The organism is Deinococcus aetherius, assembly GCF_025997855.1.
Lineage (GTDB): Bacteria > Deinococcota > Deinococci > Deinococcales > Deinococcaceae > Deinococcus > Deinococcus aetherius.
On record NZ_AP026560.1, the window covers coordinates 1,386,443 to 1,398,711 of the forward strand.

Consider the following 12,269-nt stretch of genomic DNA (forward strand, 5'->3'; position numbering starts at 1 on the left):
GGTCAGGGTCGGCGGACGAGCAGATTTTTAAGGGGAGCCGGATGTCGTGCCTCCAGGGCTGGCGAGGCCACCAGGGGAGACGCTCGGCGGCTGGTCCCGGTCTCCCCGTGCTGGCCGGGATCGCTGTTCACCAGCACCGCCGTCAGGCCCAGGACCAGCACGAGCAGCGTGAGTTCCAGCAGCAACTCCCCCCGGGGCCGCTCCCGCCGACTCAGGTGCCGGCGGACCCGCGTTGCGGCGTAGAGGGCGGCGGCGGACACGGCCACCTTGACGAGCACCAACCGGCCGTAGGGTTCCCTCGGCCACTGACTGATCGGCCCGGCGTGCTCCAGGCCCATGCACAGGCCGCTCACGGTGAGCATGACGACGCCGACCACGGCCAGGGGGGTGAAGGCGCGGGCGGCCCCCGGCCAGTCGCGGAGCCGCCCGCCCCACAGCGCGGCCACCCCTCCCACCCACAGCGCCATCGCCCCGGTGTGCAGGGCGTGGGCCAGCCGCACGAGCAGGCCGTGGTCGGCCCCGTGCCCCTGCCCGGCGATGCCCCAGACCGTGATGGCGGCGCCCAGCCCGGTCACGCCCAGCGACGGCCGTTCGGGCCAGCCCCCGACCCCGGCCGCCAGCAGGAGCGCCGTGCCGAGCAGCGTAGTCAGCGCGGCCCGGCCCGGCCCCGTGGCCGTCAGGTAGGCCAGCACGTCCCCGGGGGCGGTGAAGCCCAGCACGGCCAGGGTGGTGCCGACCCCCAGGACCACGCCCGCCAGGATCAGCCCCGCGCCGACGCCCCACCACAGCGGCCAGCCACCCGGCACGGTCACCCCGGCCAGGCGGCGCCGGGCCACGGCACCCCCGAACAGCCCCGCGAAGCCCACGAACACGAGGAAGCTGGCGAGGGCCGCCGTCACGTGCTGACCGCCCGGCGGACCGCGCGTCCCCGGGGACACGACCTCTCCGGGGGACCTTTGAGGCCCCGGGCCCGGGCGTGGCAGCAGGAGCAGGACACGGCGCGGGGCCCCGCTACCGCACGCGGAAGACGCTCTGGCCGGTGACGGGGTGACCGTCGTCGGAGAGAATCTTCCACGCGACCACGTAGGTCCCGGACTTCAGCCCGGGCTTGAGGGGGAGGGCGAGCTGCGCGGCCAGGCTCCTGGCCGTGAACGGCGTGTTCGCCAGCTCCGGCGCGTCGGCCCCCAGGGCCAGCGCCAGCTTCGCGGCGGCCTCGGGCGTCTTGCCCGTGGGAAGGGTCATCACCCGGAAGGTGCTGAAGCGCAGCTCGATGGGCTCGCTGAACCTGAGGAGCACGCTCCTGGGGGCGGCCACGGCCGCCTGCGGGCCGGGGGTGACGGAGGTCACCTCGGTGTGGGCGAGGGCCAGGCCGAGGGTGCCCAGGAGGGCGAGGGGGAGGAGTCTGTTCATGTGGAACCTCTCGGGAGGCGGAGAAAACTACCTCCCCGGACGGGAGCAAGGTTACTTGACGGTGGTCTTGCTGGCGGGCGTCTTCTCGGGGTCGGTGTCGTCCCAGGCGACGACCGAGCCGTCGGCGTAGGTCTGGTACACCTTCCAGCTCAGGGTGCCCGCCTGCTCCGGGTTGCGCGCCTGGAAGAAGAAGCGGGCGTACTCCTGCGGCGCGATCCGGCCCCGCCAAGTCACCTCGGTCACCAAGCCGTCGGCGTTCGTCTTCACCGTCCGCACGAAGCCGGGCATGACCTGAAAGCGGGTGATCGCCACCCCCGCCGGAACGACGAGGCGAACCCCGGTGGTGCTGACGTCCTTCTCGGTGGGGACGCCCAGGCGGTACGTCTCGGAGGCGCCCACCTTGCTCTCGGTCCGCCCCGTCTCGGTGCGGACGGTGGCGTGCGCGGCGGCGACGGGGAGGAGCAGGGCGGTGACGAGGGCCAGCGTGCGGGTCAGGGAGGTCATAGGGGCTCCAGGAGTGGGAAGAGAGGTCAGGTTCTCGGCCGGGTCTGTTCATCCCGGCGGCCCGTGGGGCGTTCACAGGGCTGAAGGCTCCGGCGAGGTTCAGGGAGGGCCGGTCGGCCACCGCGCCCATATGGACCGGGCGCCGGTCAGGTCAAGGCGCCCCCGCCGGGGTGGACGGCCAGGGATAGACCGAGGAGCCAGCCGGGCCGCCCGGCTCGGACGTCCGGGGAACCGAAGGGTGGTCGGCCGGTGCCGCTGGGGCGAGCCGGATTCAGCCCTGCCGTGCGGGTGGGGCGCGCGGGTCGGCGTGTCGCAACACGGCGAGGGACGGCCGGACGGCGGCGGCAGGGAGCCGGACGGGCCGCCAGCGGCCGACGGTCACCAGAAATGCCCCGTCCGCTTCCAGGGCGAAGGCCGAGGTGAAGCAGAAGGGGCAATGGGCCGCGTGAGGGTGTCCGGCAGGCGGGGCATTGGGGGCGGCGCCCAACCGTTCGGAAGCGCGGTGCTCCGGGGATGAGCGGTGGCCCTCCGCCTTATCCGCCGTGGCCCTGCCGTCCATCTCGTCTGGGGCACGGAAGTTCCGCTCGGGAACGAGGTGGGCTTGCGGCGTGGCCCGAGTCTCCACCGCACGGCCCTGAACGGTGGAGAAGGGGGCCGGGTTGGAGGGTCCGCTGGCGCGGCCGAGGTACACCAGCGAGGCAAGCAGGCACAGACAGGCGAGCAGCCAGCGTCGGCTGGCGCCCCGTCCGTCATATGACCGCACATCGAGAAGATACGACAGGGCTGGGGGGAACGTGTCCTTTTCAGGCGGGGGCATCATGGGGCCACGCCTGGCTCCGGGAGGCGCGTGAGGACCACGGGGACGTCGTCCCTTTGCCCGGCTCATCCAGCGCGGGCAGACCCGGGCCTCTCAACGCCTACCTGGGAGGGGGAGCGGCATTCCTCATGCCTTTGGTGCCGGGGCGGTATTTGCTCCTCGGCTGTGCAGCCCTGAGAGTTCCCTTGTAGAGAGGGTGGGGAATGGTCCAGCTCCGCGCATTTCAACACGCTCCCAGGGCTCCCCGCGTTCACGGCGGGAGGCGAACAGACGAAGGGCGCCCGGTCGTTGGGCGCCCTTCGTCGTGACGGGGACCTTTGGCTCAGAGGCCGCGCAGGGCGCCCAGCCACATCTCCGCCAGCTTGGCGTACCCGGCGCTGTTGGGGTGAACCCCGTCCGCGAGGTCGCCGAGGCCGAGCCGGGAGTAGGCGTCCACGAAGCGCACCTTCTTCCCCTGGGAGGCGCGGGTGCTCACCAGCCCCGGGAGGGCCGCGTTGAAGGCTCGGGCGCGGGCGTCGTGCGTTCCGTCCCTCAGGGGCGTGATGGAGGCGACGACGACGGTGGCGGAGGGCCGCCGGGCGGCGATGCGGTCGAGCAGGGCGCCCAGCCGGGCGGGAGCGCCGCTGAGGTTGTAGCCCTGGATCATGTCGTTCGTGCCGATCATGAGCAGCACGACGTCCGGCTGCGTCCGGTCGAGCCAGCCGTCCACCTGGGCCGCGATCTCGTCGATGCGCCACCCGGAGTGCCCCTCGTGGTCACGGTCGGCGAGGGCCGAGGGGCCGTTTCGCGCCGAGCCGACGAAGTCCGTGGGCAGCCCCGCCGCCGCGAGCCTGGGCAGCAGCGCGATGCGGTAGCCCCCCGGGATGTTGTACCCGTCGGTGATGGAGTCCCCGAGGGGCATCACGCGCCGGGTCACGGTGGGCGCGACCGTGGGGGCGGGGGCGGGAGCCGGGGCAGGGGCCGTGGTCGTCGGGGCGGAGACGGCCTGCGCGGGGTTCAGTTTCCACCGCTGGGCACAGGTGTTGTTGTCGCCGTAGACCTGAATGGCGGCGCCGTCGGCGGTCGAGGCCCCGCGCACGTCCAGTCGCAGCCCGGGGGCGTGGCGGGGAGCGATCTCGTAGGCGCCGTTCCCCACGTCCTCGAACCGCCACTGCTGGTTGGTGCCGCCCCAGGCGTCCCACTGGGCGACAGGACTCCCGGCGGAGGTGGCGGCGTTCGACACGTCGATGCCCTTGCCGCTGTGCCGGGCCAGGACTTTGTAGTAGCCGCCGTCGGTCGCCTGGAGGCTCCACTGCTGGCTGGCCGCGCCCGAGGGCGCCTGCTGGACGATGGCCGCCCCGTTCGTCACCGATCCCCCCTGCACGTCAAGGTTCTTGCCCGAGCACAGGTTCGAGATGGTGTAGGTCTGTCCGGCCGTCGGCAGCGCCAGCGACTCGACCGCCGCCGTGGTGACGGGCGCGCGTGCGCTGCCGCAGGCCGTGAAAAGCGGCGGCAGACCGAGTGCGAGGGCGAGCCCGAGGGGGCGGAGGTTGCGGAATTGATTTGACGTCATAAAACTTGAGGAGGATACAGACGACTCAGCCTTAATGAAATCGAAAACTTCACGTTCCTGATGTTTCGATCAGAAAAGGGGACGCGCGGCCACCGACCCCACGGAAGCCAATCCCACCAGTCATTTCAGGTAGGGGGCGAAACGGGTGACGGTCACCGCGTCGGGGTTCGGCGTGACGCGCAGGAGACGGTTGCCACCGAAGACGAGCAGCAGGCGTCCGCCGGGCCCGGCCTGGAGGCCTCCCGTGCTCACCCGGTACGGACCCGCCAGCACGGCCTGGGACGTGCTCGCGTCGAAGGCCAGGGCGGCGGCGCTGAGCGGCGGGGTCTGGGACTGCACGGCGCCGAGCGCGCTCACGAAGCCCGTCTTCACGTGCAGGACGAGGCGGTCGGCCCTCAGGTCCCTGAGCCGAGCGTCCGTGTAGGTCACCCCGCCCGAGGCCGTCACCGTGCCGCTCCTCAGGTCGTAAGCCACGCTCTGAGCCCGTAGGGTGCCGCCCTGCCGGGTCGTGACCGTCGCCTCCCGGGCGGTCAGGCGCTCGCCGGGTTGCAGTTCCATCCGCCCGGCGCTCAGCCTCAGCCCCGTTCGGGCGTCGGTGGCGGTGCCCCCCTGAGGCAACTCGGTGGCACCCGTCTGGAGGTTGAGCTTCTGCGGCCCCCGGGGGGTCACGTTCAGCCCGCCGAACGTGACGGCCCCGCCCGCCCCGAGGGTCAGCGCGGCGAGCAGGGGAAGGAGAAAGCGCTTCATGCGCCCCACCCTAGCGTCCGGCCCCTGAGCCCGGTGAGCGGGTCCGTCAGCCCCGCTTCAGCCCGGGAAGGAGCGAGGACCGCGCCCCGGCTCGTCCCTTCTCGTGCGCCCCCGGGGCGCGGCGGGGTACACTCCCTGCGCTGTGAAGCGCCTTTTCCTTCTCCTGTCGCTCGCCCTGTCCTCGGCGGTCGCCGCGCCGCGCGTGGGCACCCACCCGGGCTACACGCGGTTGGTGTTCGACCTGCCCCGCCCCGCCTCCTCGGGCACCCCCTCCGCCAGCACCCGGGTCGCGGGCGGGCGGGTGACCGTGAAGCTCAGCGTGCCCCTCGCCGCCGCCCGGGGCCGCCTGAGCGCGCCCGGCGTGACCGGCTTTGCGGTCGCGGGCAAGACCGTCACGCTCACCCTCGCCCCCGGCCGGGGAAAGGCGACGGCGACCGTCCTGCCTGCCAAAAGTGGACAGCCCCCCCGGCTGGTGATCGACGTGCCCACGGGGGCGGCGGCCCGCTCTTCCGCCCCGCCCGCCCGGTCCCCCGCCGCCGTCACGCGCCCGGCGGGCACGGCCCGTCCCCTCCGGCCCGTGGTCGTGCTCGACGCCGGGCACGGCGGCATCGACCAGGGGATGCGCAGCCGCTGGGTCACCGAGGCGGAGGTCACCCTCGACGTGGCCCGCCGGGTGCGCGACGAGTTGCGGCGGCACGGCGTCGAGGTCGTGATGAGCCGCGAGAGCAACAAGCACCTCAGCGCGAACAAGGCCGATGACCTCAACCTGCGTTCACGCCTCGCCACCAACGCCAAGACCAGCGCCTTCGTGAGCATCCACGTGAACGCCTCCACCAACCCCGCCGGGCAGGGCATCGAGACGTACTACTTCGGCCAGCCGCTCGCGGGCCAGAACCGCAGCCTCGCGGTGCGGGAGAACGGCGGCGGCAGCCTCGGCCAGGAACTCACCCGCCGCGCCGCGAACAACGCCCAGAACCTCCTCGGCGACCTCCTGGCCCAGGCGAAGATGTCTTTTTCCCGCCAGCTTGCTCAGAAGGTCCAGTCCCGGCTGATCGCCGCCACGGGCGCCCAGAACCGGGGCGTGCAGACCGACGCCTTCTACGTCATCCGCAACCCCACCACCGCCGCCGTCCTCATCGAGATCGGCTTCGGCTCCAGCCCCGTCGAGGGCCCCCGCCTCGCCCAGCCCGCCTACCGCGACCGGGTGGCGACGGCGATTGCGCGGGCAATTCTGGACTTCGTGCACGCGGAGTAGGGAGTGGACTCCGGCATACATAAACTGATGGGTTGCCTTCTGTTAAGTGCGATCCTGTTGGGGTGTAAAGACAGTCGGTTCAAGGAGACGCGTAACCTCACGCCAGGCTCGCCTGAGCAACGGCAGATGTAGGCGCGACTGAGCGAATATCAAGCGAAGAACGTCGAGTGCATTCCTTTGCAGGGTCTTCCTTTTGAGGGCCGCCAGATCACGGAGTCGTGCTTCGGAGAAGTCTTTGCGCCGCAAACCAGGGCATTTTTCAACCAACCCATTCAGACGACCTCCAGGCTGAACGTGATTACTGTTGGCAACTCACCGAGAGGGACGGGCACTCGTCAGTGTCACAGGCCGGAAGGAGACGTTGTGTTGTGCCTGGAAACCCACCGGAGCGGCAGTCGGGTCCTTCAACCACAGCACTTGTTCGCTTTTGCTGTGAAGTGAGTGCCTTGACTGCGCCCCGAACCCTCGATGCCGCTGTCAGGAGGCTGTCAGCTCTCTGCGAGGGTCTGAACTCGACTCTTCCCGCTACCGCCGCCCCTTCACCGTCCAGGCGTGCTCCTCCAGTCCCGCCGTCTGGTTCGCCGCGCGGGCCATCACGAACAGCAGGTCGGAGATGCGGTTGAGGTAGACGAGGACGTGGGGGTTGACCTCCTCGACCCCCGCGAGCCCAATCGCCACACGTTCGGCGCGCCGGGCGACCGTTCGGGCGACATGGAGGGCGGCGGCCGTGGCGGTTCCTCCCGGGTGGACGAAGCCCTTGAAGACGGGCGCGACCTCCTGGTAGCGGTCGATCATCGCCTCCAGGAAGGCGGCGTCCTCGGCGTCCATGCGGCTGATCTTGCTCGCCGAGACGCTTCCCTGCCGGGTGGCGAGGTCGGCGCCCACGTCGAACAGCGCATTCTGGAGGTATTCGAGGTCAGCGTCGAGGGTGGCGTCGGGCTGCCCGCTCCCCATGTTGTGCGCCCGCGCCAGGCCCACCACGCTGTTCAGCTCGTCCACCGTGCCGTACGCCTCGACCCGGACGTGCGTCTTGCTCACCCGCTCGGGGCCGTAGAGCCCGGTGGAGCCGTCGTCGCCCGTCTTCGTATAGAGCTTCATGGAAGACAGGGTAGTGGGTCGCGGGGCGTGGGAAGTGGGAAAAAGGGAAGCGGGAGCCAAAGCTTTCGCCCTCGCTCCCACTCCTCGCAACACTCCTCTACGCCCGCCCCGTCGCCTCCGTCAGCTCGCGGAGCCGCTGGGCCAGTTCATGCGTCAGGTCTCCCTCCCGGTAACGCCAGGTCCAGTTCTGGGGGCCCGTCGAACCCGGGAGGTTCATCCTGTCCTCGCTCCCCAGGTTGAGGAGGTCTTGCAGCGGCACGACGGCGAGGTTGGCGCGGCTCTCGAAGGCCATGCGGACGAGTTGCCAGGCGAACGTCTCCTCGGTGGGGTCGCTGTGAGAGTACACGCGGAAGTTGTGCCGCTCGCTCTCGGCGGCGCTCCGCCACCACCCGCGTGAGGTGTCGTTGTCGTGGGTGCCGCTGTAGACGACCTGATTCTCCCGCAGGTTCCCCGGCAGGAAGGCGTTCACGCTGAAGTCGCCGCCCCCGAAGGCGAATTGCAGCACCGCCATCCCCGGCAGCCCGAAGTCGTCGCGCAGCCGCTCCACGTCGGGGGTGATCACGCCCAGGTCCTCGGCGATGATGGGCACGTCACCCAGCGCCTCCTTCACGGCGGCGAGCATCTCGTAGCCCAGCGCGGGCACCCAGCGCCCGTGGATCGCCGTCTCGGCGGGGAAGGGAATCTCCCAGTACCCGGCGAAGCCCCGGAAGTGGTCCACCCGGATCAGGTCGTAGAGCCTCAAGCTGCCCCGGAACCGCTCGATCCACCACCGGAACCCGTCTTGCCGCATCACGTCCCAGCGGTAGAGCGGATTGCCCCAGAGCTGCCCCGTCTCGCTGAAGTAATCCGGTGGCACGCCCGCCACCACGGTCGGCTGCCCCCGGTCGTCGAAGAAGAACCCCTCCCGGTTCGCCCAGGCGTCGCTCGAATCCATCGCCACGAAGATCGGGATGTCCCCGATGATGCCGACCCCGCGCTCCCGTGCGTACTCCCGCAGGGCCCTCCACTGCCGGAAGAACAGGAACTGGATGAACTTCACCCGCTCGATGGCGGGGGCGAGTTCCCGGCGGGCGGTGGCCATTGCCCCCGGCTCACGGTCGCGCGTGTCGGGCTCCCAGGCGTTCCACGGCAGACCGCCGTGCGCGTCCTTGAGCGCCATGAACAGAGCGTAGTCGTCGAGCCACGCGGCTTCCTCCTGCCCAAAGGTCTCGAAGTCGGCCTTGAGGTTCGGCGCCCCGCCCGAGGCGTAATGCGCGTAGGCCCGCTCCAGCATCTGATTGCGCCACACGTATTGCAAACCGAAGTCCACCCGATTCTCGTCGAAGCCCGGCAGCTCCGTGAAGTCGCTCGCTTGGAGCAAGCCCTCCTCTCGCAGGGTGGTGAGGTCGATCAGGTACGGGTTCCCGGCGAAGGCGCTGAAGGCCTGGTAGGGGCTGTCCCCGTACCCGGTCGGCCCGAGCGGCATGACCTGCCAGTAGTGCTGCCGCGCCCCCGCCAGCCAGTCCACGAACTTCCGGGCGTGGGCGCCGAGTTCCCCGATGCCGTAGGGGCCGGGCAGGCTGGTGGGATGGAGCAGCACGCCGCTGGAGCGTTTGATCGTCATGAGAAGTCCTCCGTTGGGTGAGAGCGGGGGATAGAGTGGAAGTGATTCCAGAAAGCCGCTGTATTGTATCCGTTCCCACCGGGCGGGCAGGACCATTTCCGGCGGGCCGGGGCTTTCTGAAACAAGAGGAAAGACGGGAGGACGGGCCGTTCCCGGGTCCCGTCCCCCGCACCTCTCCGGGGCTCAGTCGTAGGTGACTTCGAGCACCTCGAACCTGGCGGTCCCCCTGGGCAGGGGCACGGTCACCGTCTGCCCGGGTCGCTTGCCGCTCAACGCCTTGCCGATAGGGCTGGCGTCGCTGATGCGGTTCTTGAGCACGTCCACCTCGTAGGTGCCCACGAGTTCGAACTGGCGCTCGACGCCCTTCTCGTCGCGCACACGCACCCTCGCGCCCAGGCCCGCGCCGCCCGCCGCGTCCTCGGCGACGATCTGGGCCCGTTCGAGCTGGTCCTCGATCTCCACGATGCGCGCCTCGTTCTCGCTCTGCTGCATCCGCGCCTCGTCATAAGCGGCACTCTCGCGCAGGTCGCCGTCGGCGATGGCCGAACCCATGTACTCGCTGATCTGCTCGCGCCGGGTGGTCTTGAGGTGGTCCAGCGTCTCGACCAGCTTGTCGTAGCCGCGCTGCGTCATGGGGATGCGCTGTTTGGTCATGGCGGCCCAGTATAGGGCAGGGGGGAGGGGCACTCATGCTCCCGTTCGCCACCCACCTCCCCGGGCCACGAGGATCAGGCCCGCGATGAGGCACACCACGGCGAGGCCCAGCAGAAAGCCCGCCGCCGCGTCAGCCTTCCAGAAGGTGCCGAGGACCAGGGAGAGAACCAGGGTGAGAAGCCCGGCGGTCAGGAGGAGGACGGCGCGCCGTTGGGCGTTCGCGGGTGTCATGGCCGAGGATACCCCGCGCCCGGACCCCGCCGTTCAGTACGCGATGCCCGCCTGATTGACCATCAGCCGGAACTCGTGGGGGCTGGTGGCGGCGTCGAGGGCTTCTTGCATCGTGATCAGGTGGTGGTGGTAGAGCCCCACGAGGTGCTGGTCGAAGGTCTGCATCCCCCGGATGTTGTCCTCGATCATCGCGTCCTTGATCAGCGGGGTCTTCTCCTCGTCCTTGACGTACTCGCGCACGAGGGGCGTGGCAAGCAGCACCTCGGTGCCGAGCACGCGCCCCAGGCCGTCCGCCCGTTTGAGCAGCCGCTGGCTCACGATGCCGACGAGCGACTCGGCGAGCAGCAGGCGAATCTGGGTGCGTTCGTAGGGGGCGAAGAGGTCGATGATGCGGTTGACCGACCGCACGGCGTCTTGCGTGTGCAGGGTGCTCAGGACGAGGTGCCCGGTCTGCGCGGCGGTGAGGGCCGCCTCCACCGTCTCCTTGTCGCGCATCTCGCCGATCATGATGACGTCGGGGTCCTGCCGCAGGGCGTACTTGAGGGCCGTGCGGAAGTCGCGCGTGTCCGCCCCGATCTCGCGCTGCACCACCAGGCTCTTGCGGTTGCGGTGCAGGATCTCGATGGGGTCTTCGAGGGTGATAATGTTGTACGCGTACGTGCGGTTGATGTGGTCGATCAGGGAGGCGAGCGTGGTCGTCTTGCCGCTCCCGGTGGGGCCGGTGACCAGGATCAGGCCCCGGGGCGCCGCCGCGAAGCCGTACATGACCTCGACGGGCAGGCCCAGGGCCTCGAAGCCGGGCACGGTGTCCGCTACGATCCGCATGACTACGCCGACCACCCCGCGCTGCCGGAACACGTTGCAGCGGAAGCGCGCGAGGCCGGAGACGCTGTACGCGAGGTCCACCTCGTTGCGGTACTCGAAGTCGTCCCACTGCTCGGGCGTCAGGAGGGCCTGCGCGAGCGCGCGGGTGTCCACCGGGGTGAGCGGCTGCGCGCCGAAAGGCACGAGTGCCCCGTCCACCCGGCCCATCGGCGGGCTCCCGACCTGGAGGTGCACGTCCGACACCCGCCGGGTGACCATCTCGCGCAGGAGGTCTTCGAGCGTCACGCGCCCTCCCCGCCCGGCCGGGAGGCGTCCGGCCAGAGGGGCAGGTTGTCGATGAGCCTCACGCCGAACATCCGGGCGGCCACCAGAACGCGGGTCATGGGATCATTCTCCACACGCTCTCTTTCCGCCATGTCACCGTCCACGACCGCCAGGTAGTCGAGCGTCACCTCGGGTTCCCGGGCGAGCACGTCCAGCCCCGCCTGCCGCAGCCGGGCCGTGTCGCGCTCCCCGCCCGCCGCCGCCGCCTGCACCGCCCGCAGCGCCCGCGAGAGGACAGTGGCCCGCTCCCGCTGCCCCGGCGTCAGGTAGCTGTTGCGGCTGCTCAGCGCCAGCCCCGACTCTTCACGCACGGTGGGCACGCCGACGATCTCCACGGGGACGTTCAGGTCCCGGACCATCCGCCGGACGACCGCGAGTTGCTGCCAGTCCTTCTCCCCGAAATACGCCCGATTCGGCCCCACGAGGCCCAGCAGCTTGAGGACCACGGTCGCCACTCCGTCGAAGTGCCCGGGCCGCGACGCCCCCTCCAGCGGCCCGGACACGCCGCTCACCGAGACGGTCGTGGCGTAGCCCGGTGGGTACATCACCTCCACGCCCGGGTGGAAGAGCACGTCCGCCCCCGCCGCGCCCGCCACCCGCAGGTCGCGCTTCAGGTCGCGCGGGTAGCGGCTCAGGTCCTCGCGGGGCCTGAACTGCCGGGGATTGACGAAGACGCTCACGACGACCGTGTCGTTCTGGGCCCGCGCCCGCTCGATCAACCGGGCGTGCCCCTCGTGCAGGTAGCCCATCGTGGGAACGAGGCCGACCGTGCCCGTGTTCGCCAGGGCGGCGCGCAGTTCCCCAGGAGTGGTGACGAGGCTGAGCGTCCGGCGGGAGGTCAATCCCGGCCCCCGTCCAGCCCCAGCGCGTTCACCACGGCGTCGAGCACCCACGAGATCACCGTCAGGATCAGCGCCCCGATGATCGCGGCCCCGAGGCCCGCCACGTTCAGCGCCGTCACCGCCGCCACGATCCACAGCACCACCCCGTTCACCACCAGCGTGAACAGCCCCAGCGTGAGGAGGTTGACCGGCAGGCTCAGCAGCAGCAGCACGGGCCGGATGAGCGCGTTCACGATGCCCAGCACGAGGGCGGCGAGGATGACAGCACCCGCGCCCGCCCCCGGCGCGAACGTCACGCCCGCGTACACCCGCGTCACGAGGTACAGCGCCAGCGCGTTCACGAGCAGTCGAATCAGGAAGCCCATAGGGAGAGGATAGGGGTTGAGGGACGCAGAAGGCGGGGGTGT

Annotated in this window: 14 protein-coding genes; 1 reads left to right on the plus strand and 13 read right to left on the minus strand. The window is 70.6% G+C overall.

Annotated features, from left to right (window positions below; genetic code table 11):
• Nucleotides 1–2 precede the first annotated feature (2 nt).
• The 6 genes from DAETH_RS06940 to DAETH_RS06965 form a co-directional block, all read right to left on the minus strand.
• Nucleotides 3–938 (minus strand): CopD family protein, encoded by a 936-nt coding sequence (locus DAETH_RS06940; RefSeq protein ID WP_264777184.1) that lies wholly within the window; start codon nt 936–938, stop codon nt 3–5.
• 73 nt (nt 939–1,011) lie between these two features.
• Nucleotides 1,012–1,410, minus strand: a complete 399-nt coding sequence (locus tag DAETH_RS06945) for a copper resistance CopC family protein (RefSeq protein ID WP_264777185.1) — start codon at nt 1,408–1,410, stop codon at nt 1,012–1,014.
• A gap of 51 nt (nt 1,411–1,461) precedes the next feature.
• Entirely contained in the window at nt 1,462–1,914 is a 453-nt protein-coding gene (locus DAETH_RS06950; protein WP_264777186.1) for a DUF1775 domain-containing protein, read from the minus strand.
• 271 nt (nt 1,915–2,185) lie between these two features.
• Entirely contained in the window at nt 2,186–2,677 is a 492-nt protein-coding gene (locus tag DAETH_RS06955) for a hypothetical protein (RefSeq protein ID WP_264777187.1), read from the minus strand.
• Between the two features lie 376 nt (nt 2,678–3,053).
• Nucleotides 3,054–4,283: an RICIN domain-containing protein gene (locus tag DAETH_RS06960; RefSeq protein ID WP_264777188.1), complete on the minus strand. Its 1,230-nt coding sequence runs from the start codon at nt 4,281–4,283 to the stop codon at nt 3,054–3,056.
• Nucleotides 4,284–4,403: 120 nt separating this feature from the next.
• The gene (locus DAETH_RS06965) at nt 4,404–5,030 is read right to left on the minus strand and encodes a hypothetical protein (protein ID WP_264777189.1); all 627 of its coding nucleotides are present in this window, start codon (nt 5,028–5,030) and stop codon (nt 4,404–4,406) included.
• Nucleotides 5,031–5,172: 142 nt separating this feature from the next.
• On the opposite strand from DAETH_RS06965, the gene DAETH_RS06970 reads away from it, so the two are divergent.
• Nucleotides 5,173–6,285, plus strand: coding sequence for an N-acetylmuramoyl-L-alanine amidase (locus tag DAETH_RS06970; RefSeq protein ID WP_264777190.1), 1,113 nt, complete (start codon nt 5,173–5,175; stop codon nt 6,283–6,285).
• 525 nt (nt 6,286–6,810) lie between these two features.
• On the opposite strand, the gene DAETH_RS06975 is transcribed toward DAETH_RS06970, so the two are convergent.
• The 7 genes from DAETH_RS06975 to DAETH_RS07005 all read right to left on the minus strand — a co-directional run bounded on the left by DAETH_RS06975 (nt 6,811) and on the right by DAETH_RS07005 (nt 12,227).
• Complete coding sequence (locus DAETH_RS06975; RefSeq protein WP_264777191.1) at nt 6,811–7,383, minus strand: cob(I)yrinic acid a,c-diamide adenosyltransferase; 573 nt, start codon at nt 7,381–7,383, stop codon at nt 6,811–6,813.
• Between the two features lie 97 nt (nt 7,384–7,480).
• A complete protein-coding gene (malQ, locus tag DAETH_RS06980) occupies nt 7,481–8,986 on the minus strand; it encodes a 4-alpha-glucanotransferase (RefSeq protein WP_264777192.1) in 1,506 nt (501 codons plus the stop codon).
• Between the two features lie 183 nt (nt 8,987–9,169).
• Entirely contained in the window at nt 9,170–9,640 is a 471-nt protein-coding gene (greA, locus tag DAETH_RS06985; protein WP_264777193.1) for a transcription elongation factor GreA, read from the minus strand.
• A 33-nt stretch (nt 9,641–9,673) separates the two neighbouring features.
• On the minus strand, nt 9,674–9,871 hold the full coding sequence (locus DAETH_RS06990) for a hypothetical protein (RefSeq protein WP_264777194.1): 198 nt from the start codon (nt 9,869–9,871) through the stop codon (nt 9,674–9,676).
• A 33-nt stretch (nt 9,872–9,904) separates the two neighbouring features.
• Nucleotides 9,905–10,981 (minus strand): PilT/PilU family type 4a pilus ATPase, encoded by a 1,077-nt coding sequence (locus tag DAETH_RS06995; RefSeq protein ID WP_264777195.1) that lies wholly within the window; start codon nt 10,979–10,981, stop codon nt 9,905–9,907.
• Nucleotides 10,978–11,862: a pantoate--beta-alanine ligase gene (gene panC / locus DAETH_RS07000; protein ID WP_264777196.1), complete on the minus strand. Its 885-nt coding sequence runs from the start codon at nt 11,860–11,862 to the stop codon at nt 10,978–10,980. The genes DAETH_RS06995 and panC overlap by 4 nt, the downstream gene beginning before the upstream one ends.
• On the minus strand, nt 11,859–12,227 hold the full coding sequence (locus DAETH_RS07005; protein WP_264777197.1) for a phage holin family protein: 369 nt from the start codon (nt 12,225–12,227) through the stop codon (nt 11,859–11,861). Before DAETH_RS07005 ends, panC begins: the two co-directional genes overlap by 4 nt.
• Nucleotides 12,228–12,269 lie beyond the last annotated feature (42 nt).

Coding starts and splice junctions, on each gene's coding strand:
- DAETH_RS06945 (WP_264777185.1), bottom strand. CDS start 1,410: ATGAACAGACTCCTCCCCCTCGCCCTCCTGGGCACCCTCGGCCTGGCC.
- DAETH_RS06950 (WP_264777186.1), bottom strand. CDS start 1,914: ATGACCTCCCTGACCCGCACGCTGGCCCTCGTCACCGCCCTGCTCCTC.
- DAETH_RS06960 (WP_264777188.1), bottom strand. CDS start 4,283: ATGACGTCAAATCAATTCCGCAACCTCCGCCCCCTCGGGCTCGCCCTC.
- DAETH_RS06965 (WP_264777189.1), bottom strand. CDS start 5,030: ATGAAGCGCTTTCTCCTTCCCCTGCTCGCCGCGCTGACCCTCGGGGCG.
- DAETH_RS06975 (WP_264777191.1), bottom strand. CDS start 7,383: ATGAAGCTCTATACGAAGACGGGCGACGACGGCTCCACCGGGCTCTAC.
- malQ (WP_264777192.1), bottom strand. CDS start 8,986: ATGACGATCAAACGCTCCAGCGGCGTGCTGCTCCATCCCACCAGCCTG.
- greA (WP_264777193.1), bottom strand. CDS start 9,640: ATGACCAAACAGCGCATCCCCATGACGCAGCGCGGCTACGACAAGCTG.
- DAETH_RS06990 (WP_264777194.1), bottom strand. CDS start 9,871: ATGACACCCGCGAACGCCCAACGGCGCGCCGTCCTCCTCCTGACCGCC.
- DAETH_RS07005 (WP_264777197.1), bottom strand. CDS start 12,227: ATGGGCTTCCTGATTCGACTGCTCGTGAACGCGCTGGCGCTGTACCTC.